This window comes from Peribacillus sp. RS7 (assembly GCF_041956845.1).
Classification (GTDB): domain Bacteria; phylum Bacillota; class Bacilli; order Bacillales; family DSM-1321; genus Peribacillus.
On the sequence record NZ_CP168135.1, the window covers coordinates 2,639,399 to 2,662,350 of the forward strand.

At 41.3% G+C, this 22,952-nt stretch carries 18 protein-coding genes; 8 read left to right on the plus strand and 10 right to left on the minus strand.

Annotated features, from left to right (window positions below; translation table 11 throughout):
• Positions 1 to 254: 254 nt before the first annotated feature.
• Entirely contained in the window at positions 255 to 1,361 is a 1,107-nt protein-coding gene (locus ACDZ29_RS13360) for an AI-2E family transporter (RefSeq protein WP_289323569.1), read from the plus strand.
• A gap of 69 nt (positions 1,362 to 1,430) precedes the next feature.
• Here ACDZ29_RS13360 and ACDZ29_RS13365 read toward each other — a convergent pair whose 3' ends face one another.
• The 5 genes from ACDZ29_RS13365 to ACDZ29_RS13385 form a co-directional block, all read right to left on the minus strand.
• Entirely contained in the window at positions 1,431 to 2,849 is a 1,419-nt protein-coding gene (locus ACDZ29_RS13365; protein WP_375091013.1) for an NAD-dependent succinate-semialdehyde dehydrogenase, read from the minus strand.
• Positions 2,850 to 3,052: 203 nt separating this feature from the next.
• The gene (locus ACDZ29_RS13370; RefSeq protein ID WP_289318126.1) at positions 3,053 to 4,321 is read right to left on the minus strand and encodes a dicarboxylate/amino acid:cation symporter; all 1,269 of its coding nucleotides are present in this window, start codon (positions 4,319 to 4,321) and stop codon (positions 3,053 to 3,055) included.
• A gap of 230 nt (positions 4,322 to 4,551) precedes the next feature.
• Positions 4,552 to 5,472, minus strand: coding sequence for a ketopantoate reductase family protein (locus tag ACDZ29_RS13375; protein WP_375091014.1), 921 nt, complete (start codon positions 5,470 to 5,472; stop codon positions 4,552 to 4,554).
• A 153-nt stretch (positions 5,473 to 5,625) separates the two neighbouring features.
• Complete coding sequence (locus tag ACDZ29_RS13380; protein ID WP_289323572.1) at positions 5,626 to 6,183, minus strand: 3D domain-containing protein; 558 nt, start codon at positions 6,181 to 6,183, stop codon at positions 5,626 to 5,628.
• A 398-nt stretch (positions 6,184 to 6,581) separates the two neighbouring features.
• On the minus strand, positions 6,582 to 7,646 hold the full coding sequence (locus ACDZ29_RS13385) for a M20 family metallopeptidase (RefSeq protein WP_375091015.1): 1,065 nt from the start codon (positions 7,644 to 7,646) through the stop codon (positions 6,582 to 6,584).
• A gap of 163 nt (positions 7,647 to 7,809) precedes the next feature.
• Between ACDZ29_RS13385 and ACDZ29_RS13390 the strand changes: the two genes are divergently transcribed.
• Positions 7,810 to 8,316 (plus strand): general stress protein, encoded by a 507-nt coding sequence (locus tag ACDZ29_RS13390; protein ID WP_370013771.1) that lies wholly within the window; start codon positions 7,810 to 7,812, stop codon positions 8,314 to 8,316.
• Positions 8,317 to 8,365: 49 nt separating this feature from the next.
• On the opposite strand, the gene ACDZ29_RS13395 is transcribed toward ACDZ29_RS13390, so the two are convergent.
• From ACDZ29_RS13395 to ACDZ29_RS13405, 3 genes are all read right to left on the minus strand, one after another.
• Positions 8,366 to 10,357, minus strand: coding sequence for a methyl-accepting chemotaxis protein (locus ACDZ29_RS13395; protein WP_375091016.1), 1,992 nt, complete (start codon positions 10,355 to 10,357; stop codon positions 8,366 to 8,368).
• Positions 10,358 to 10,553: 196 nt separating this feature from the next.
• The gene (locus tag ACDZ29_RS13400) at positions 10,554 to 12,023 is read right to left on the minus strand and encodes a PH domain-containing protein (protein ID WP_375091017.1); all 1,470 of its coding nucleotides are present in this window, start codon (positions 12,021 to 12,023) and stop codon (positions 10,554 to 10,556) included.
• A 2-nt stretch (positions 12,024 to 12,025) separates the two neighbouring features.
• The gene (locus ACDZ29_RS13405) at positions 12,026 to 12,520 is read right to left on the minus strand and encodes a PH domain-containing protein (RefSeq protein WP_289318119.1); all 495 of its coding nucleotides are present in this window, start codon (positions 12,518 to 12,520) and stop codon (positions 12,026 to 12,028) included.
• A gap of 224 nt (positions 12,521 to 12,744) precedes the next feature.
• Here ACDZ29_RS13405 and dacB point away from each other — a divergent pair, with 224 nt between their 5' ends.
• Positions 12,745 to 14,256, plus strand: coding sequence for a D-alanyl-D-alanine carboxypeptidase/D-alanyl-D-alanine-endopeptidase (gene dacB / locus ACDZ29_RS13410; RefSeq protein WP_375091018.1), 1,512 nt, complete (start codon positions 12,745 to 12,747; stop codon positions 14,254 to 14,256).
• Here the strand turns inward: dacB and ACDZ29_RS13415 are convergent.
• A complete protein-coding gene (locus ACDZ29_RS13415; RefSeq protein WP_375091019.1) occupies positions 14,236 to 14,949 on the minus strand; it encodes an HAD hydrolase-like protein in 714 nt (237 codons plus the stop codon). The genes dacB and ACDZ29_RS13415 overlap by 21 nt on opposite strands.
• 63 nt (positions 14,950 to 15,012) lie before the next feature.
• On the opposite strand from ACDZ29_RS13415, the gene ACDZ29_RS13420 reads away from it, so the two are divergent.
• Together ACDZ29_RS13420 and bluB are read left to right on the plus strand one after the other, a co-directional pair.
• Positions 15,013 to 15,192, plus strand: a complete 180-nt coding sequence (locus tag ACDZ29_RS13420) for a hypothetical protein (RefSeq protein WP_289323579.1) — start codon at positions 15,013 to 15,015, stop codon at positions 15,190 to 15,192.
• Positions 15,193 to 15,712: 520 nt separating this feature from the next.
• Positions 15,713 to 16,354 (plus strand): 5,6-dimethylbenzimidazole synthase, encoded by a 642-nt coding sequence (bluB, locus tag ACDZ29_RS13425; RefSeq protein WP_289323580.1) that lies wholly within the window; start codon positions 15,713 to 15,715, stop codon positions 16,352 to 16,354.
• A 279-nt stretch (positions 16,355 to 16,633) separates the two neighbouring features.
• On the opposite strand, the gene rpoN is transcribed toward bluB, so the two are convergent.
• Entirely contained in the window at positions 16,634 to 17,962 is a 1,329-nt protein-coding gene (rpoN, locus tag ACDZ29_RS13430; protein ID WP_375091020.1) for an RNA polymerase factor sigma-54, read from the minus strand.
• 423 nt (positions 17,963 to 18,385) lie between these two features.
• Here rpoN and ACDZ29_RS13435 point away from each other — a divergent pair, with 423 nt between their 5' ends.
• The 3 genes from ACDZ29_RS13435 (at position 18,386) to ACDZ29_RS13445 (ending at position 22,929) form a co-directional block, all read left to right on the plus strand.
• Positions 18,386 to 19,711: an aspartate aminotransferase family protein gene (locus ACDZ29_RS13435; protein ID WP_289333573.1), complete on the plus strand. Its 1,326-nt coding sequence runs from the start codon at positions 18,386 to 18,388 to the stop codon at positions 19,709 to 19,711.
• An 18-nt stretch (positions 19,712 to 19,729) separates the two neighbouring features.
• Positions 19,730 to 21,163: an aldehyde dehydrogenase family protein gene (locus ACDZ29_RS13440; RefSeq protein WP_375091137.1), complete on the plus strand. Its 1,434-nt coding sequence runs from the start codon at positions 19,730 to 19,732 to the stop codon at positions 21,161 to 21,163.
• Positions 21,164 to 21,408: 245 nt separating this feature from the next.
• Positions 21,409 to 22,929 (plus strand): aldehyde dehydrogenase family protein, encoded by a 1,521-nt coding sequence (locus tag ACDZ29_RS13445; protein WP_289323584.1) that lies wholly within the window; start codon positions 21,409 to 21,411, stop codon positions 22,927 to 22,929.
• The last annotated feature ends 23 nt before the right edge of the window (positions 22,930 to 22,952 follow it).

Here is a 22,952-nt window from a genome sequence, read left to right on the forward strand (position 1 = left end):
TGTTTCCAATTTGTTCTTTTTCCTTCAACACATAACTGATTTAAAGTGTAAAATGAAGCTTAACCATCAAAAAGATAGGGAACTGTATCATTAGGGTTTTTTATTGTTTTTGTATATAATTATTCATTCAAGTTATAGAAATATGGTAAACTGCTAACAATGAAAGATTATTATACATAGGATTTTTCGTATTTAAGATGTTGTTTCCTTAGAAATGGGGAGTTAAATAGAATGGTTATAGTGGAGGAGATAATTTGTTCAAGACAAAACTGCATTTTTGGACGTTAGAGTTATTACTATTGTCTTTACTTTTTTATGTTGGTACAAAGATTTCTTTTCTTTTTGAACCAATAGTTATTTTTACATCTACATTGTTCTTTCCGATCTTGATTTCAGGTTTTCTCTACTTTTTGTTCAACCCCACTGTTGATTTCCTGGTAAAAAGAAAAGTACCAAGGGGATTGGCGATATTACTGCTTTATGTGTTTTTCCTGGGATTGATTAGTTTGTTGGTCGGTCTGGTAGGCCCGTCACTTTCAAAACAGGTTACGGATTTACTCAATAACCTCCCTGATTATTTCAATCAAGTAAGGAAGTTCATTGAAGATTCAGCTGAGTCAAAATGGTTTTTGTGGACCATGGAACAAGATTATGTTTCCTTGAAAGAAGTGGGAGACTCGCTTCAGAAATATTTGACTGATTTACCTAGTAATATAACGAACAGTTTATCTTCTGTTTTCAGCGTAGTGACGAATATTACATTAGTGGTCGTAACGGTTCCTTTCATCCTATTCTATATGTTGAAGGATGGGGATAAGCTACCGAGCGCCATCATGAAATTCGTACCGGTTCGCTATAGAAAACCAGCTTTGACAGTACTTCAGGAAACTGGTGGGACGCTTACTACATACATACAAGGACAGATGCTTGTTTGTATGTTTGTCGGGATTGGAACGTTCATCGGATATCTAATCATTGGTTTGCCTTACGCGTTCTTATTTGCGCTGATTGGTGCTGTGACCAATATCATTCCATATGTAGGCCCGTTTATCGGAGCGGCTCCTGCGGTCATTGTGGCATTGATTCATTCACCGACCGAAGCGCTATTGGTCATTCTTGTTGTAACGGTCATCCAGCAACTTGATGGTAATTTCATTTCACCGTTAGTCATCGGGAAAAAATTGAACACACATCCGCTTACAATCATCATCCTATTGCTCGTCGCGGGAAACATTGCCGGTATCATCGGTATGATTTTGGCCGTTCCAACTTATTCCGTTGTTAAAACGATTGTATTGAATATCGTAAAATTCATCAGGATCCGGAAAGAGGAAAAGCTTGAAGAAGATATATTGGAATGAAAAAACGGGCCCGACTCATTAGAGTCGGGCCCGTTTTCTTAAGTTATGGAACGAAAGCAAATAAATAGATTACAAACCCAAGGAAATATATTTAACTTCCAGGAATTCTTCGATGCCTTGGTGTCCGCCTTCACGGCCAAGCCCGCTTTGCTTGAATCCGCCAAATGGAGCTTGTGGCACGGAAGGAAGCCCGTCGTTCAAGCCTACAATACCGAATTCAAGTGCCTCGGTGAATTTGATGCCTTTGGTGATATTTTCAGTGAAGACGTAAGCTGCCAAACCAAAGATGGAGTCATTTGCCCTTTTGATTGCCTCTTCATCAGTCTTAAATGAGGCAATTGGAGCTAGTGGACCAAATGTTTCTTCCTTCATGCAGAGCATGCTGTCGTCAATGTTGGACAGTACGGTTGGTTCAAGAAAAAGGCCGCCGAGCGATTTTCCGCCAGCTTCGAGCTTAGCTCCGCTGCTAATTGCTTCATCAATTTGTTTTTGAACTTTATCCACTGCATCTTGATCTATAAGCGGACCGATATCGACGCCATCTTCCATTCCGTTTCCTACTTTTAGTTCTTTGACCTTGGCTACGAGCTTTTCGATAAAGGCTTCTTGAATGGTTTCGTGGACATATATGCGATTTGAACAGACGCATGTTTGTCCAGCGTTACGGAATTTTGAACTGATGATGCCATCAACCGCTTTATTAAGGTCGGCATCTTCAAGAACGATTGCGGGTGCGTGACCTCCGAGTTCAAGAGAAATTTTCTTAACCGTGTCAGCTGAGCCCCTCATTAGGGTTTTACCGACTTCTGTAGAACCGGTGAACGTCAATTTACGGACCCTTGTATCCTGAAGCCAAGTTTCACCGATTTCTGATGATTTTCCTGTCACGACATTGATGACTCCTTTCGGAATGCCAGCTTCTTCCGCTAATTCAGCCATTTTTAGCGCTGTTATGGGAGTCAGGTTTGCGGGTTTAATGACGACTGTACAGCCGACGGCAAGGGCTGGTGCCACTTTTCTAGTAATCATGGCTGCTGGAAAGTTCCAAGGCGTAATGACAGCTACAACTCCGACAGGCTGTTTAGTCACGAAAAGCCGCTTATTGGACACGGAAGCGGGAATCGTTTCTCCGTACACCCGTTTTCCTTCTTCGGCAAACCAAGATAAAAAGCCATTTGCATATGTCATTTCACCAAGAGCCTCTTTAAAGGGCTTGCCTTGTTCTTCAGTCATGATTTTGGCTAGTTCTTCTTTATTATCATCAATCAATCGATGCCATTTCCAAATTAGTTCAGCACGTTCGTAGACTGAGAGTGCTGCCCAATCCGTGAAGGCCTCATAAGCAGCATCTGCTGCCTTTGCTGCTTCAGTTGCACCGCCTTTAGGAACGGTTGCAACTATTTCATCCGTTGCCGGGTTTTTCACTTCAATTTTATCCAATCCATAATCCGACCACTCACCGTTAATAAATAATCCGTAATCTTTCATGATAAAACCTCCTAATTTGGTTAAATCCATCAAACTACTAAACTTTATACTTTTACCTGTTACATAAAAGTATAAACACTTTTCGGTGATTCTGAAATTTATTTGACTGGCTATTTTTTGAAACCCGGAGATTCATTGAAAGATGAGGAGGGAAAAAATAAAAAAAGAGGTGCAAGTTGCACACCTCTTCATTTAAGGTTCGATTATTTTTCCGATGAGACGGCCACTTCACCCATATCACCCGAGATGGCTTGATTTGGATTGAATTCACCTTCGGATTTAGAAATGACCACTGTAGCAACACTGTTACCAATTAGATTAGTGATTGCACGTGCTTCAGACATGAAGCGGTCTACTCCCAGCAGTAGTGCCATTCCTTCAACTGGAATCATTGGGAAGGCAGCTAATGTGGCAGCAAGTGTAATGAAACCGGACCCCGTCACACCGGCAGCGCCTTTGGATGTTAACATCAAGATCCCCAGAAGGGTCAATTCCTGCCAGATGCTTAGATCGACACCATAGGCTTGGGCAATGAAAATCGCTGCCATGGATAAGTAGATGGATGTGCCATCAAGGTTGAAAGAATAACCAGTTGGGACAACCAAACCGACTACCGATTTTGAGCAACCGTATTTTTCTAGTTTTTTCATTACGCTTGGTAGAGCGGATTCCGATGAAGATGTACCTAATACTAATAGGATTTCCTCTTTTATATAAGCGATGAATTTAAAAATATTAAAGCCGTAGATTTTTGCGATCGTACCAAGGACAAGGAAGATGAATAGAGCCATTGTGATATATACGCTACCCATCAATTGTCCTAACGAACTTAAAGAGCCAAGACCAAACTTACCGATTGTATAAGCCATTGCCCCAAATGCCGCCAATGGAGATACTTTCATGATCATGCCGACGATGCCGAAGAAAATATCGGCAATATGCTGAAAGAAAGAAACGACTGGCTGCACTTTCGGTCCTATTGCTGCCATTGATAATCCGAATAATACGGCAAAGAATAAAATGGGGAGTAAGTCTCCGCCAGCCAGTGCGGCAACGGCATTATCAGGAATGATATTCGAAATGAAGGCAACTGCGCCATGTTCCGTTTCGGAAGCGGCTGTTGTATATTGTGATACATCTCCGCCTTCGACTGAATCGATGTTAAAACCTTTACCAGGTCCCAACAGATTGACTACGATGATTCCGATTGCAAGTGCGAAAGTGGTAACGATTTCAAAATAGAGCAGGGCCTTTCCGCCGATGCGGCCAACCTTTTTCATATCGCCCATACCGCCAATTCCGATTACGACGGTTAAGAAGATAATTGGTGCAATGACCATTTTAATCATTTTAATAAATAAATCTGCCAATATCTTCAGTTGTTCACCGAAAGCAGGGAAGAAGAAACCGACTGTTATACCCAGAATGATACCGATGATGACCTGAACTGTTAGATTTTTTAATATTTTCAAGGGGCATTCTCCTTTGTTATATGATAGCGCTTTCTTAACTTGATAATAGTGTAACAGAAGAAAGAATCAGAATATTCTTTTGGTGATATTGTTTTCTTTTTGTTCTTTTTGGTCTTTGAGAATTTCTAATAACTGAAGGGTGGAAGAGGAATCAAAAGTTACTACTATGATATAGATAGACTGCTAAACTGCAATAAAAAATACCGGCGGAGAGCCGGTATTGGGGAAAATCAATTTTCAAATGGTTTTATGAGTGCATATAGGGTTCCGATCACAGGAAGTTTCAAACCAACCCTGTCGGCAAGGCGCAGCGCACCGCCCTGTAAATGCTCCACTTCGAGGGTTAGTCCCTTCCGGCGGTCTTGGTGCATGGAAGAGGTGGATTCATCAGGTAAACCTGCCATGTTTTCCAACGCCTGAGCAATATTCTCCACAGTAATTCCGACGTCATAAGCATTTGCAAGCTCCTTCATTTCAACAAGGACCTTTTCTAGCAATCCATTGGTTTCCGGGAATTTCCGTATCGTGCCGATAGGGAGGTTGGAGGCTGTTGTCACACCGGAAAAAGCGGTGATGAACATATATTTGATCCACATCCTGATCAATATGTTCTCCGTTCTGCTTACCTTCATGATAGCTAATCCGGCCGCTTGTTCGAAATCATCACAAATCTTTTTTTGTGAAGGATGGAGCGGGCCATAAATTAAATCGTGATTATCATTGGAGTGAATGACATGACCTTTTTCATCAAGGGTGGCAATGATGAAGGCGCTTCCTCCCAATACGGCTTCATCGCCCAGTTCGTCCTGTAATATGGATAAATGTTCCAATCCATTCAAAAGCGGGAGGACCTTTGCGCCCTTTTCAACAAGGACCTTTAAATCTGTAAGGGTGCCTTGCAGATGCTGTCCTTTTACGGCGAGAATCACGAGGTCGACCTTTTCTATATCATTTACATTCTCTGTGATATGAAGTTCGTTAAATTGGTAGTTTCCATGTGGGCTGGTTATGCTGATCCCGTTTTCTTTCAATTGTTTGGCACGGTTTTTTCGGACAAGGTATTGAACATCCTGCCCGGCCTGTTGCAACCTGCCTCCAAAGTAGGAGCCGAGTGCCCCGGCCCCTATAATGACAATATTCAAAGTGCACACCTCTCTTTTGATTAAGATATACTAATCATAACATTGGCGGAATTTTCAGTAAACGGTTATCGTTTTAAGTAAACTTGATGTTTAGGAGTGTGTAAGAATGGGGGAAAAACAAAAGACCAGCCTGAAAGGTTTCAGGCTGGTGCTTATTATTCATTATTTATAGATTTTAACTTTAACAGTCTTTCTGCCCCAATTGGTAGCTTTTGAGTGTGAAGAGTAAAAGACGTCAATTTTATTCCCTTTGATTGCGCCGCCTTTATCTGCCGCAATGGCATCCCCGTATCCTTCTACATGAACTTTCGTTCCAAGTGGAATGACCTTAGGGTCGACTGAGATGGCTTTTACGTTAGGGTTTTTCTTTAAGTTAAGACCCGATGCTGTAATACCGCTGCAACCTTTGCAGTTCGCTGTGTAAGCTGTTGCCTTCACCGTGATCGTTTTATATTTTGATGATGATGATGATGTTTTAGCTTTAGGTTTAGCGGAGGTCGATGTTTTCTTGACCTTTAAAACTTGTTTTGGATGGATGTTATCTTTTTTCAGGTTGTTCCAACTTTTGAGTTGATTGACTGTTATATTATGTTTATTGGCGATACCCCATAGTGTGTCGCCGCTTTTAACTTTGTATGTAGTAGTAGCAGCCGATGAAACTCCGGAAAAACTAAATACCAAAAAGAAAGCAGTGAATAGTGGAAGTAGTATTTTTTTCAAAATGAATAGTCTCCTTTGTTTTAAATCGTAGACTTAGAATAACAGGTCTATGTGACAATAATGTTTCGGTGGAATAGTAATTGTGTTACAAAATGGTTTCCTTTGAAAAATAAATGTAATATAAACTAGGACAAAAGTACTTATCTGTTAAATGTAAATATATTATTTATTATGTCAGTATAAGCGTTTTATTGTTTAAAAGTGTTGATATAATTGAATATTCTGTTTATTTATAAAGAATATGGATATGTAATATTTAGTTTTATAGTCCTGTATATTTTGTAAAAAAACAAACGCAATAATAGACAATTAAGCGCTGTATATTTTAGTAGGAGAGGATATTTAGAACATGAAAAAAGCCGGCATTTATGTAATGTCGGCTTTTTTCATGAAATGGATTACGATAAAACAAATTCAGAAGCGAAATCGACTAGCATTTTTTGATATACTGCTACAGATTCAAGATTAACGCATTCCCTATCTCCATGCCAGTTCTCGCCTTTTGGTCCGAATTCAATGGCTGGGATATCATATGCAGCAAAAAAGACGGTATCTGCGGAGCCGTGTTGTCCAAAAATGACTGCATCCCGATTGGTGTTCTTTTCGATAATTGGACGAAGCAATGTTATGAATGGGTCTGACTCTTCTGTTTTTACAGGTTTACTGTACATATTAAGGTGGATATTCTTTCCTGTCACACTTTCGATCTGTGCAATGATATCTTCCATTGTTTGTGTAGGGAGATAGCGGATATCAAGACTGAGCAAACAGGCATCCGGTACCTTATTATAGACATCCCCGCCTTTTATTTTTGCTAGGTTAAGTGAAGGGGAAGAGTAAAGGGGAGTATGATCCCGGGTGAAAGGAAGTTCCTTTATTTTTCGATAGAGATCATATGCCTTTTCGATTGCATTCACCCCTTCCCATGGTCGGCTTCCGTGTGCGGATTTGCCGGATACTTCAATATCGAGGCGAAGGGCACCCTTTGCCTGAAGTCCGATCCCCAATTGCGTCGGTTCAGCACAGATTACAAAATCCCCTCTATAACCATGTTTCGCTAAATATCCAGAACAGTTCAACCCACCAGTTTCTTCATCTGATACAATCTGCAGCTGGATTTTCAAACCTAAGTCCTTATCCTTCAGTTCGTTAAATGCACACATCATCCCTGCAACCCCAGCTTTCATGTCGGCTGTCCCGCGTCCATATAAATTTCCTTCATGAACCTCAGGGAAAAATTGATCCGGCGTCCCGCTGACAACATCGACATGGCCATTCCAAATGACGGTCTTATCTCCGCTGCCAATTTCGCTAACAAGCATTTTATAACCGTTATTAACGATCACATTCACGGTAAGTCCCTGATTTTTTAGCCAGTTCGCACAGTACTCAACTGCTTGGTTAGCTCCTTCTTTCGATGAACTTTCGATAGATACTAAATCTTTAAGTAACTCGATAAGCAAAAAGAAAACCTCCTAAAAATATGCATACTATTATTATATATACCCTTTCTTAGTAAGGGTTAACTCAAAAATATTTTCCTGTTAAATAACGTTTAGCCCTTTCATTCCCAGGGGTATGTAAAGGGGGAGCGACAATTTACATTCTTTAAGGAGGATGATAGATATGGATAAGCGTATAATTGGTGTATATGAAACTGGAGAAGAAGCAATTAAGGCTGTTGAGTCATTACAGGCTCAAGGATATAATCGTGAAGATATTTCAGTGGTAGCTAAAGATAAAGAAGAATTAAAGTCAGTGAATGAAGAAACGGGTACAAAAGTTGAAGAGGGGCTTGCAGCTGGTGCAGCGACCGGAGGTATTTTGGGAGGTGCTGCCGGATTATTAGCAGGTGTAGGTGCGTTGGCGATTCCGGGAATCGGACCAGTACTGGCAGCTGGACCGCTTGCTGCAACATTAGCCGGGGCGGCTGTAGGTGCTGGTACAGGCGGATTGGCCGGTACCTTAATCGGTATGGGCATACCTGAAGAAGAGGCGAATCGTTATGAAGCGGATGTAAAGAGTGGCAAGCTGCTAGTGTTAGTCGATTCGAATGCGAGTAAATCCAATTCTTCTTACTCAGGAATTACTGAAACAGACGAAACGCTAACGAACAGTAGACGACCTCTATAAATCGTAAGTTTAAAAAGGACGGATCCCTTAGGATCCGTCCTTTTTTTGATTAGAATGTGAATTTCCGTATTTCTTTATGCATTTCCTGGGATAAGGCATCCAATTCACTAGCTAAGGCATTCAATTGTTCCATGGAAGCATTCGTTTGTTCTACGGATGCAGATACTTCTTCTGTTCCTGCCGCAGTTTCCTGACTGATCGAGTTTAATTGTTCTGCGTTACTCGCCATCCGTGTGACCTCCGATACCATATCGTTCATCATCTTTTTTATTTCATCAAAATTGCTGAATGTGTTCGCGATAATCGACGCAATGTGACTGAAGGCATTTTCCGTATCCGTTACAGAAGTATCCTGATGGTGGATTTTTTGATTGACTTGGTCAATCAAATGAACGGTATTGGTTGTGTCGCTTTGCATGGCTTGAATGATTTCAGAGATTTCTTTCAGGGAGTTTTCCGTCTGCGCGGCCAATTTCTTCACTTCATCGGCAACAACTGCAAACCCTTTTCCGTGCTCGCCAGCCCTGGCCGCTTCGATGGCAGCATTCAGGGCGAGTAAATTAGTCTGTCCGGCAATTCCGCTTATGGTCTTTACGATTGCACTAATATCTTTGGACCGTGCATCCAAAGATTTGACTGCCGTACTCATCTTACTGGATATCAGGGACGTTTCATTGAATTGCTGTTTTAGGCCTTGCATTTGAGTTATTCCGTTTTCGGAAGCCTTGAACATATTTTCGGATTCCGTGGCCATTTTGCTCGTTTGCGCTTCAAGATCATTGATTTTGTCAGCCAATAGCTTTACAGCGATTTCGTTATTCTGCCCGACTTCGATTTGGTCGATGGCACCGGCCGCTATTTGTTCCATCGTCATGGCCACCTCGTTAGCTGCAGCTGAATTCTCATCTGCACTAGCCACTAACGTCATGGAGGAATCTGATACTTTATCGGAAAGGTTGTTGACCTGCCCTAGCATATGGCTCATATTTCTGGTCATTAAGTTAGTGTCTTCTGCAAGCTGCCCAATCTCATCTTTCCTGGAAATGAAATTCTTGGATGTGAAATCGCCGTCAGCCATTTTCCGTATGGATTCCTGCAGCTTTTTAATGGGAGTCGTTAAAGAACGGGTGATGAAGATGGCAGATAGTGCAGTCACAGTAAAGACAATCAACAGTGTGATGATATTATCGAATATCATCGGGCTTGCACGGACGAGCACTTCATGTTCATCCATTAGCCCTGCTATTCTCCATCCCGTGTTTGGATTGGTAGCGTATCCGATGAGTCGGCTTTGCCCGTCATATTCCTCGATCATTGATCCGGATTCACTTTTCATTTTTTTGAAAATATTTTCCTTTGATATATCCTGTTGAATTTTTTTCTTGTCTGGATGCGTAACGAATGACCCGTTCTTATCCAGCAAAACCGTATAGCCCGTTTCGCCGAATTTCGTTTGATTAACCATCGTGACCAAAGTATCGATCGAGATGTCGACACCAAGCACGCCTATTAATTCATTACCATCATATAAGGCTTTTGCTGCCGTAATGACAAGTTCATTCGTAGCCTGATCGGTATAAGGTTCCGTCCAAATGGTCTTGTTTTTTTGTTTCAATGCGGATTGATACCAATCCCTTTGTCTTGGATCGTAGTCAGCCGGCAATTCAGTATTTGGGAATATAAATGCTTTTCCATCCTTCTCAGTGCCGAGATATATACCATTTATTTCAGAGTTGCTGGATTGTGTATAAGAAAATTCATCCATTATGGATTCGAGGTTCTTATCATAAGTACTCATGATTGGATATTTGCCGATCCTATCCAATTGATTTTCCGTTTTTTGAAAGAAGATTTCGAAAGAATCGTTCATTGACTTGACTTGTTCTTCAGTCGTTCCGGTAAGTTCCTGGGTCGTCAAATCGATGCTATTTTTATAGCTCATGTAGGAGATGGCCATTCCGCTTATCATGATCAAAGCTAAAAAGGGAATCAATATTTGTTTTTTTAGCGAATTAAAATACCAGTCTGTCAGTCTTCTCATATGGACAATCCCCCTTCTTATAAACCTCTAATTAATTTTGGCTTCTATTTGATATTTCGGTCTTCTTTCGCTTTTTTGAAGTGACAAGTTAGAAAATTCCAATATTAATTTTGTCGTGAAGTGCGAAGATGGGAAGGGAGTGGAAAAGGATGAAAAAAAAGCTGACTGCAATAGTCAACTCTCCAAACATTGAATCTTATTCGACTTGGATATTTTTTGTCCTGCCCGTATACCATGTGTAAAATTCGTCAGCATATTCAACGGATACATCTTGGAGCTTTGTATGGTGTACAGGCTTGGAGCGGTTGATCGTTTCAATTGAGGCAAGCCCGAAAAACCTTTGCAGCTTCGAACGTTCCACCTCAATTTGAATGACCTTACTTCTTTTGGTAATGAATAGTGATGTTTCCAAACTTCCGGATTTAAACTGAATGAACTCATCATTTAACAAGTAACGGCTATTATTGTAATCCATTATTCTCAATGTATAAATGAGAACGAGTAGGATAAGTGATATATACCATAGGGAGGGTTTGAAATAATAGATTGCCACTGTTGTGAGAATCCAGAAAAAGCTTGGCCGCAGCATTCGGATTTTGAAGGCCTGCTTCGATAACGACTCCATTGACCGTTCCACTTTGTAAGCGGGTAAAATCTCTTCTACCATCCCATATGCCCGTTCAACGGATAAAAAAGGATAGAGAGTATTCGTTTCCAGTTCTTCATCACCTGTACTTCCTGCGCTAATCAGTTTCACTTCTGCCAATCCTAGCAATCTTTTAATGATTGATTGGGTGATTTCGACAGCTTGTACTTTTTCTTTCTGAATGGAAAAAGCAGATTCGTCCAGTACACCTTTCTTGATATATATACGCTCGTGATCGGATGAAATTTCATATTTTCCATATTTAACGAATGTGGAAACGATTCCGAAGGCAACGGCTACACATATGAGACAGACGAGAACGATGGTTATGATCCACCATGTATCAAATAACTTGGCAAAAAAACCTTCTGCATTCTCCAAATTGAAAAAATCATCGAGTGTATTATATAACGTAGCCACAACCGGGATAAGAGCCAAAAAGCTGAGTGATGTAAAGGAAGCCTTTAGAACGTCTTGTTTGGTGGGTGTGAAATGAATCGTCTTTTCATTGAATGGTTCCATATTCTCCGCAATTCGTTCTTCGTGAATATCCACTTCGATAACCGAAAGTTCTTGTTTTGAAGAATATTCCCCCTCAAGCCGTTCTGCTTCTTTTCGGGAAATCACCTCGAAAGACACGGTACCCTGATCACCAGTCATCCCCGTTTCGAATGTTAATGAGGTTAAGCGGAAAATCTTATGGAATAATGTCGTACGTTGTTGAACATTCTGTACTTTATGAAGCGGGACCGTTCGATACGATTTCGAGACAAGCCCTGAAGTAATATAGATGGTTCCTTCTTTTATTTGATATTTATAAGTAAACCATTTAAGGATGACAGAAATGACTTTCCAAATCAGATAAACTAGAAAACCGATTTGGAGTACCTTCATATACATCTTTTCAGAACCGAAGTTCAGGACATAAAGCATAATTATGAAAAATACATTCCCTTTCAGCAATTTCCATAATTCGAAGGGGATTTTGAAAGGGTGTAATCGTTTTGCATGTTCTTCCATCGTTAATCCACTTCCTTTATTTTTGCGAAATGGGCAATTTTATCTCTTAATTCATACGCCTCTTTCTTCGGGATGGCGGGAATGTCATGAGAGTTTCCCATTGTTCCGATACTTAGTGAATAAAGGTTATATTTTCTTAAAAACGGGCCTTGGTTCAATTTGACGGACTGAACCTTCGTCATCGGAATGAGTTCATGCGTTTCACTCCAGGCTCCACGTTTTGTTTGAATGAATTCTTCGTTCACGTCGTAACGCCAATACTTTTGCAACAAGATCGGTTCAATGAAGATGGACCAGATTGCATGGAAAAAAGATAATGTGATAAGTCCGTATAAAATCCATCCAATCCATTCTGTCCAAGCGAAATGATCATCAACATATAATAGGATGCCAAGGACGGTGAGGATAATGAGATTGGTAATGGCTTCAGTCATCCGCCAAACTTTCACGGATTCTTTGGAAATTTTCTTCGTTGGTGGCTGTATCTTTGAATACATATATTCACTCCTTACTATGTCTTCATACTTATACGGATTATCAATCAAAAAAGTTCCCTGTAATCGTACATGTAAATGAATCATGAAGTTGGGATTGCCTAATGGATCCCATTGAATGGGGCCGAATAATCCTGCAGTTTCATGAGTATGTATAAATAGGGAGGTTCTAGTGGATCTTTTCTTTTTATATGACCGTAAAATGGACAAGATAGAAGTGGTGAGTTATGAGAGTGGGAGTGATAGGTTTGACATATAAAAGGAAGTTGAGTTTTATATTCTTCCTGTTTTTGATTTGTTTTTTTAATGGAGAATCGATGCAGGCAGCGAATGATGATGGAAACCTAGGACAGAAGATCCAACAAATATTGGACGATTCACCAGGATTGGCAGGGGCGTTAACGGGAATTTCCATCCGTTCAGCTAAAACAGGAGAAATGATTTATGAACGAGGGGCGCAAACAAGATTGCGGCCTGCTTCGAACCTTAAGCTTTTGACCGCAGCAGCAGCTTTAGAAACATTAGGGGAAGATCATGTTTTTCAAACCGAACTATACATAAATGGAGTGCAGGTTGGCCATGTTCTGCAGGGAGATGTGTACCTGAAGGGAAAAGGAGATCCCACATTATTGGAAAAGGATTTTGATGAGCTGGCAGCCTCACTGAAGCAAAGGCGAGTTAAGCTCGTTCATGGAGATCTTATAGGTGATGATTCTTGGTATGATGATGTTCGTTATTCCCAAGACTTAGTTTGGAGCGATGAACAGGAATATTACGGAGCAGCTGTTTCAGCTTTAACCGCTTCCCCTAATGAGGACTACGATACCGGCACTATCATCGTGGAGGTAACACCCGGGGAAAAGCCTGGAAAAATGGCAACGGTGAAGCTGAAGCCGGAAACGGATTATGTGAAGGTCATCAACAAAACGAAAACGGAATCTGTAGACGGCAATAAGGAAATTGAAGTTGAACGGTCCCATGGGACAGATGTCATTACTGTGACGGGGACCATTCCCGAGCATGCCGGGGTGACCAAAGAGTGGATCTCGGTGAAAGATCCTACAGAATATGCCCTGAGCTTATTTAAAAAATCAATGAGGAAACATGGAATTAAAGTGTCGGGAGAAAGGAAAAAAGGGAAAACGCCAGTAGGGGCGGACTTGATCGCCACTCATCAGTCCATGCCGCTTTCACAACTGCTTATACCTTTCATGAAATTGAGCAATAACGGTCATGCCGAGGTTTTGGTGAAAGAAATGGGCAAAGAAGCAGAAAGGGAGGGAAGCTGGAAAGATGGTTTGAAGGTTGCTCGAAATCTGATGAATGGTATGGGTCTCGATATGCAAACGATCATAATGCGTGATGGATCCGGCATTTCCCAAGTCAATATGGTTCCAGCGAATGAAATAACGAAGCTGCTATATGCCGTACAGGAAAAAACGTGGTTTCCTGCTTACTTGAATGCATTGCCAATTGCGGGAGATGAAAATCGGATGGTGGGCGGTACGCTAAGAAAAAGAATGAAAGGGACAAATGCAGCTGGAAATGTCCGTGCGAAAACAGGGACCATTTCAGGAACGAGCTCCTTATCAGGTTATGTGACGACCAAAAGAGGGGAAAAAATCATATTTTCGATCATTGTGAATAATTTTGTTGAAGAAAAAGGCATCACGGCAATCCAGGATAGGATAGCTGTAATGCTTGCAGAACAGGAAAACCTATTGGGGAGTGGCCTTTAGTATCCATTTGGAAAGGTATATTTGAAGTTCAGGAAAATCTGCGATGAACAGATCTGCATCAGCCAATTCATTTTCTTCGGCAAATCCGAATTGGCAGCCTACAGCCGTTAAGCCATTTTCCTTTGCTGCCTCGATGTCGGACTTTCGATCCCCAATCAGAATGGCGCTTTCAATTCGATAGTCTCTCAATAACATTTGCACCAAGTCGGTCTTCGATCCTTTCGAAGACCTTTCCACGCTATATATGTCGGTAATAAATTCATGTAACCCAAAATAAGAACAAATTTCTTCCAAGTACTTTTCTAGACCATTGCTAGCAATGAAAATGGAAATTCCAAGCTGTTTGATCGTTGACAAAGTCTCCATGACGAGAGGGAAAAGCGAACCTTTTCCTTCTTTGATTTCTTGTATCAAACACTCTAAAAAAAGTTGATCAGCTTGCCGGCGAATATGCGCGGGTTGCTTTGGTAACAGAGTTTCCCAAACGACTGTTAGTGGGACGCCCATAATCCTTTGGTACGTGGCAAGCGGGGTATTTCCTATCCAGCTCCCTTCTGATCGAAGGATCTCAAATGTTCTTTCAAGTGAAGAACCTAATATCTTGTTAGTTTGAAACAAGGTACCGTCCATATCGAAAATGGCGGCAAATTGGATGTTATTCAATACTTGCACCTTCTTCATAGTTTTTTTCATTTTATCCTCTCAAGGAAGGGATATAAGGGAGGACGATGAATAAGTAGTATAGGAGGAATGCTAATGACCTTTCCAACACTTAATGGACAGTATACGATTAAAAGTCTTATAACTGATGTTCTCGAAATTTCAAAAAAAACGATCTCCATATATAATGGCCATAGATGGTCGGGTGGGTCTGGAAAAGTACACTCGCCTCCCGTTTCCAAGCAGAATGTCGAGGTAGTGCGGTCATTCATATAGACGATTTTCATTTGCCATCATCGAAAAGGATCCAACTGCCCCCAGCCCAAAAACAGATTGGTGCGGTCTGTGATTGAGGACCGCTTTTTAACCAAATCATGAAACCGCTTACTGAGGGGAAAGAAGCAAGGTATCAAAGGTATGAGTGAGAAACGGACACTACGGCCAAATGGCATATGGTTCCTGCTGGGGTCAATATTGAAGGAACGTATTCTATGCGTAAAGAAATGGAAGGGTCCCATGATTTCACAATTTGGGTGGAATGTCCCCGTGATACGTGGCCTTGAGAGGGATGGTGAAGATGCGCGTCAAATGTGGAAGGATAATATAACTGGATGGTTCATGAAGATTGCTATGTTGACGCACAAAGGCCTCAGGAAAGAGCGAATCTTGTGGTGGACGGAACAAGCTGTATCAAGGGATATCTGGAAAGTCACTGTTAATTGTAAGGGTTTACCTGTAAAATTCATATTGAATTTTTAGATAAAATTCTGGGGAACCGGAATCATGGGGGGAAACTATGTTTACTAATGAAGAACAAGCCGCAGTATATAAAGCCATTTATAACCGAAGGGATATCAGGAGTTTTTTGCCTAAGCCCATTTCAAAGGATGTACTCCGCAGAATTTTGGATGCTGCACATCATGCGCCGTCTGTAGGATTCATGCAACCTTGGAGTTTTATCGTAATTTCATCTCAGGAAACCAAGAACAGATTGGCATGGGCAGCGGATAAAGAAAGACGGGCACTCGCTATTCATTATGAAGGCGGTAAAGAAAATAAGTTTCTTAGTTTGAAAGTGGAAGGGTTAAAAGAAGCACCATACACAATTTGTGTAACATGTGACCCGACACGGGGAGGCTCCCATGTTTTGGGGAGGAACTCCATTCCGGAAACGGATATCCTATCCACAGCCTGTGCGATTCAAAATATGTGGCTGGCTGCCTGTGCGGAAGGATTGGCAATGGGATGGGTAAGCTTTTATAAGAAAAATGATATTCGTGATATTTTGGAAATTCCGCCGCATGTGGAACCCATTGCACTCATGTCGATTGGCTATACCGATCAATATCCGGATAAACCCATTCTTGAACTTGCCAATTGGGAAAAAAGAAGACCAATGGATGAACTTATTTTCGAGGATAAATGGGGTAATAAATAAAACTCGAATAATAAAGAATGACATTAGGATACTAAGTCCTCTTTCAGTGAATTGGGGGAGGACTTAAGACAACCGTTACACAGGTATTTGGAAAGTTTGAATTAATAAGTGTATGGAGCCCCTGGTTCAGGGGTTTTTTGTTTATGTGGCATTCACTAGACCTTTAACAGAATCAACGGAAGTATGGAAGATTCTTTTAAAATTCCCCATCTATCCATTTTAAAAGAATCTTCCAAATAAATGTATCTTTTGAAAGAGTCATAGCTAGTTTTTTTGATTTTAAAATCTGCGGCGTTTGGAAGATCCCGGTATACCTAGGACTTCACGGTATTTAGCAATGGTGCGGCGAGAAATTTTCGTCCCTTCATTTTCGAATATCTGACAAATTTTCTGATCTGAAAAAGGCTTTATCTTATCCTCATCGGCAATCAAGACCTTTATTTTTTCTTTGATGGTCGCCGTGGATTCGGTCGCTTGGCTGTTCACTCGGTTTAAGCCTCTAGTAAAGAAGTTCTTTAATTTAAATAGGCCATGCGGAGTCTGAATATATTTATTGCTTGTCGCCCTGCTGATTGTTGATTCATGAAGTTGGAGTTTTTCCGAAATGTCTTTCAGTGTCATAGGTTTTAAACCAGCGATTCCCTTCATGAAAAATTCTTGTTGCTCCTCCACTATTGTAGCTGTCACTTTGTAAAGTGTCATTTGTCTTTGTTCAAGCCCTTTTAATAGTAATTGGGCATCATTTATGTGACCCTTGACATAATCTTTTACCTTATTACCAGGATTCATAGCGAGGTGGTTCTTATAGTAAGGATTGATGGAAAGTTTAGGTGTGTAGCTGTCATTGACCGTTATCAGGAACCCTTCTTTTTCTTTTTCCACATATACGTCCGGAACGATGTAATGAGTCATATCTTTGGAAAAGTGACTGACGGGACGAGGGTTTAACGTCCGGATGAAATCAGAGGCCTCTTGTACTTCCTGAACGGTCACGTTGTAAAGGCCCGCAATTTTTCTGTAGCGTTTTTCTGCTAAATCCGTTATGTGCTTTTTAACGATCTTATACGCCAATTCATTGTAATCCTCATGCTCACGCAGCTGAATGAGTAAACAATCGGTCAGATCTTTAGCCCCGACTCCAATGGGGTCAAGGGATTGCAATACTTGAATCATATCTTCTATTTCTTCCACGGACACGGAAAAATGCGAGGCTGCCCAATTTCCATCCAATTCAAGGTATCCATATTCATTTAAATTCCCAATTAAAAATTGGAGAATCTTCCTTTCGATGGATCTCAATGACCTTAACATACTCATTTGTTCCAATAAGTGGTTTTCCAGTGTTTCTGTGTTGACGGAATAATTATTGATCGGGTTGTAATCATTTTCTCCGTTGAAACTTTTAGAGGAAGATCCCCGTAACTGAGAATTAATTTTATGTGTACGAATGAAAGATTCAGAGGATCCGGGGGGCTCTTTAAATGTTTCGCTTATTTCGAGTACGGGATTTTCGTTTGCCTGTCGATGTAGGAAATCTATTAGTTCATAGGTGGAATATTGAAGGATATTGATTGATTGCTGTAATTCAGGGGTTAATGATAATTTCATGGTTTGTTTTTGGAGCAGTTCAAAACCTGCCTGCATATATATCAACTTCTTTCGTTTAGATTAACCTAGCGGCAAAAAAAGAATGAAAAGTATTAACACGATAATAATACAAATCTTCCGAAAATTCAATATGTTATGTAAGGTTATGTAACATCTGTTGGAGAATGACGGTGGAATTCAACATACTGCCTGTAAATTAGTACTCTTTCTAAATGAATGGGGGGCTAGTGATTTGAATATGAATCGAGTGATTTATATATGAATCAATATTCACTCGTATTGATTTGATTATGAATCATTTTAACTTGAATACCTTTAATATAAGGCTCATATAATTTGGCATGCATCTTGCTATATCTATAAATATATATAAATAAAATAGTTTAGCAAAAAAATACATTACATGAGAAGGGTGTTTTTTACATGATTAAAGAGAAGACGGGTATTCAGGAATTAATCGATTTGGATAAAAAGCATTTTATTCATCCTACTACTGCAATCGAACAACAGCAGACAGATGGTCCAAGTTTCATTTTTACTGAAGGTAAGGGAATATATCTTACGGATGTCAAGGGCAGGACTGTCATTGATGGCATGGCTTCACTTTGGAATGTGAATATTGGACATGGACAAGAAGAGTTGGCTGATGTGGCGAAGGAACAAATGGCGAAGTTAGCTTTCACCTCTAGTTTCGCCACTTTCAGCAATGAGCCGGCAATCCGGTTAGCGGCCAAAATCGCTTCCATCGCTCCTGGGGATTTGAATGCAGTTTTCTTCACTTCAGGTGGATCGGAGTCGAATGATACGGCCATCAAACTAGCTCGTCATTACTGGATTTTGAAAGGTCAGCCTAATCGACAAAAAATCATTTCCCGCTCGAAATCCTATCATGGAGTGGCAATGGGAGCTACAAGTGCGACTGGTCTGAAACCGTTCCGGGACTTCACGAATTCAACCGCACCGGATTTTTACCATGTGGAAGGTTCCTCCATTGAGGAGTTGCGTAAGGTCATTGTACAGGAAGGACCTGAAACGATTGCGGCATTTATGGCTGAACCGATTCAAGGAGCAGGTGGCGTGAACCTTCCTCCTGAAGGCTATTTTAAGGAAGTAAGGGAGATTTGTAATGAATACGGCATTTTAATGGTGACGGATGAAGTCATTACAGGTTTCGGTAGAACAGGGACTTATTTTGGAATTGAGCACTTTGGCGTTGTACCGGATATGATGTGCTTTGCAAAAGGTGTTACGAGTGGATATGCACAGTTAGGCGGGGTCGTCCTGAATGATAAGATGCATCAAGATTTCATAGCCCTTTCAAAAGGCACGCTTTTACATGGCTACACATACAGTGGTCACCCTATGGCTTGTGCGGTTGCTTTGAAAAATATTGAAATAATTGAACGTGAAAACCTGATAGAAAACTCGAAACAGCGTGGTGAAGAGTTGCTTGCTGGCTTTAAGAAGCTTCAAAGCAAACACCCGATTGTTGGTGATGTTAGGGCACTTGGACTAATTGGGGGCATCTCCATCGTAAAGGACAAACAAACGGGGGAAGGCTTTGAGACACAGCTTGCTCCAAGATTGGTTGCTGAAGCCGCAAAGAATGGTTTGATTTGTCGGTCTGTTACGTTTGACCAAGATACACTGGTATTCGCACCGCCTTTAATCATTACTAAATCGGAAGTAGAAAGAATAATTGAAATCCTTGATAAGACATTTACTGCTGTAGAAAAAGAAATTTTATAAGAGGTGAAAAGGATGGTCATGACGGAAACGCTGAAGAAGAAATTATTCATTAATGGTAAATGGCAAGAAGCAGAAAAGTTCACGACACTAAAGTCTCCCTATAGCGGGGAAGTACTTGCGGAGATTCCTTCAGCAAGCCTGGAAGATGTCGAATCGGCGATAGAATCAGCCTATCAAGCTAGAAAAACAATGGCCGCTTTACCTAGCCATAAACGGGCTGCCATACTTGAAAAACTTGCGAGTCTTTTGGAAAGCCGAAAAGATGAAGCAGCTGAAATCATTGCTAAAGAGGCAGCGAAACCGATTAAAACGGCTATGGGGGAAGTAACCCGGACGATCGCCACTTATAAATTTGCAGCAGAGGAAGCAAAAAGGATTCATGGCGAAACATTGACGATGGATGCTACAGCTGACGGGGAAGGAAGGATTGGCTACACCGTCCGTGAGCCGATTGGAGTTGTGGGTGCGATTACGCCTTTTAATTTTCCGATGAACCTTGTTGCTCATAAAGTAGGGCCGGCCATTGCTGCAGGAAATACGCTTGTCTTGAAACCTGCGAGCCAAACACCGCTATCTTCGCTATTTCTTGCTGAGCTGTTAGCAGAAACGGATTTGCCGGCAGGTGCGTTTAATTTAGTTACCGGAAGCGGTTCGGTAATTGGTGATAAATTAGTCACTGATTCAAGGGTGAAGAGCATTTCATTCACTGGAAGTCCTGCTGTAGGAATCGGGATTCGTAATAAGGCAGGGTTAAAGAAAGTGAGTCTTGAACTTGGTTCAAATGCAGCTGTCATAGTGGATAAAGGAATAAATATCGATAAAATCATCAAGCGCTGTGTATCGGCGGCATTCGCTTTCCAAGGGCAGGTCTGTATTTCCTTACAGCGCGCATATGTTCATGAAGAGATATATGATGAGTTCGTCAAAAAATTCACTGAAGCAACGAAGGACTTGAAGCTTGGTGATTCCATGGATCCCGCAGTGGATATCTCAGCATTAATCAGCCCTGGCGATGTACAGCGAAGCCTGGACTGGATTGGTGAAGCTAAACAACACGGTGCGGTTGTTGCAGCAGGAGGTAAATCTGAAGGGAATATCCTGCATCCCACCGTGTTGCTGGAAGTGGATGCAGGGCTTAAGGTATCTTGTCAGGAAGTCTTTGCTCCCATTGTTTTGATCAATAAAGTTTCGTCCGTTGAGGAAGCGATTGATATGGTCAATGATTCCGAATTCGGATTGCAGGCCGGGATTTACACAGAAAATATCAATTTGGCACTTTCTGCCGCAGAAAAATTGGAAGTCGGCGGTGTTATCATTAATGATATCCCAACTTACCGTGTCGACAACATGCCATATGGCGGAATCAAAAAAAGCGGGACGGGTCGCGAAGGGTTAAAATATGCCATTGAAGAGATGACGGAAATGAAATTGGTCATTTTTAACCGAAATTAATGTATTAAGAGATGAGCAGCTGCTCATCTCTTTTTTTGAGCTGCTGATTTTACTATTTTTCTATGAATTTATAAAAGAGCTGTAAGTTGTAAATGTTTTATGCAGAATTGAATAGGGAATTCATGATTGAATTTAAATGGTACAGGAAAGGGCAAGAAAATGTGATTTCCCTAATATTTCAGACTGGCATGAATCTTGCTCATATCTTATATAGGTAGATAACTTAAAACCGAGGAGGAATTTATATGCAGGAAACTTTACAAAATAACACGAAAAAAGAAGGAACGGGAGCACTGGACTTAAAGATGTACATCAATGGGGAATGGGTGAATTCGACTTCAGGTGAGAAGAGGGATGTATTGAATCCGGCCACGGGAGAAGTTATTGCTACAGCTGCAGAAGGCACACAGGAAGACGTGGATGCAGCTGTCGAGGCAGCGAAATATGCTTTCTATGAAGGTGGATGGTGGGGAACTCCGGCAGTGGAGCGAGCTCGCATTTTATTCAAAATTGCCGATAAAATAGAAGAAAAAGCTGAAGAACTTGCTGCGTTGGAAACATTGGATAATGGGAAGCCATTGCGTGAGGCTCGTTATGACATAGATGATTCAGCAGCCTGTTTTAGATATTATGCAGGATTGGCTACAAAACCGACAGGTCAGACTTATGAAGTTCCTGATGGTCAGCAAGCGATGGTCGTAAGGGAACCGATAGGAGTATGCGGGCAGATCGTTCCTTGGAATTTCCCTCTAATGATGTCAGCCTGGAAACTAGCCCCGGCACTGGCTGCAGGAAATTCCGTTGTGTTCAAACCATCGGAGGTTACTCCCGTGACAGCTGTCAAACTATTTGAAATCATGGATGAGGTCGGATTGCCTAAAGGTGTCGCAAACCTAGTGTTAGGAGCGGGGCCAATTGTCGGACAGGCGATTGCCGAACATGAAGAAATAGATAAAGTAGCCTTTACGGGAGGAACGGCCACAGGACGTAAGATCATGGAGGCTTCACTAGGTAACCTAAAGAAAGTGACATTGGAGCTAGGTGGGAAATCGCCTAATATCGTATTTGCGGACTCTGACTTCGAGACTGCAGTTGATTATGCTCTCTACGGGATTTTCTGTAATCAAGGACAAGTTTGTTCAGCGGGCTCCCGGTTACTTTTGGAGGAGTCCATTTACGATCAGTTCATTGCAAGCCTTACTGCTAAGGCGAAAAAGATCAAAGTAGGCTCAGGTTCCGATGAAAAAAGCCAAATGGGTCCTATCGTTTCAGAGGCCCATATGAACAAGATATTATCGTATATCCAAATTGGAAAAGAAGAAGGAGCCAAATTAATCGTCGGTGGAAACCGAATTAAAGAAGAAGGCTTGGATAAAGGTTACTTTGTCGAACCTACTATTTTTGTTGATACGACACCGGACATGCGGATTGTGCAGGAAGAAATTTTTGGACCGGTGCTTGTCGTTCAAAAGTTCAAGGATGAAGCGGAAGCTCTTCGACTTGCCAATGATACGAAATATGGTTTAGCGGGAGCGGTGTTCACGAATGATATCGCAAAAGCGTACCGTGTCATTAAAAAAGTACGTGCCGGCATCACGTGGATAAACTCATATCACCCGACTTATAATGAAGCTCCTTGGGGAGGATTCAAGCAAAGTGGAAATGGACGCGAACTGGGCACTTTCGGTTATGAGGCATATACGGAAGTAAAGCAAATCAATAACAACTTGGATATTCAGCCAACTGGTTGGTTTGATGAAGAGTAAATAGCTAGACGAAAAGGCTGTTC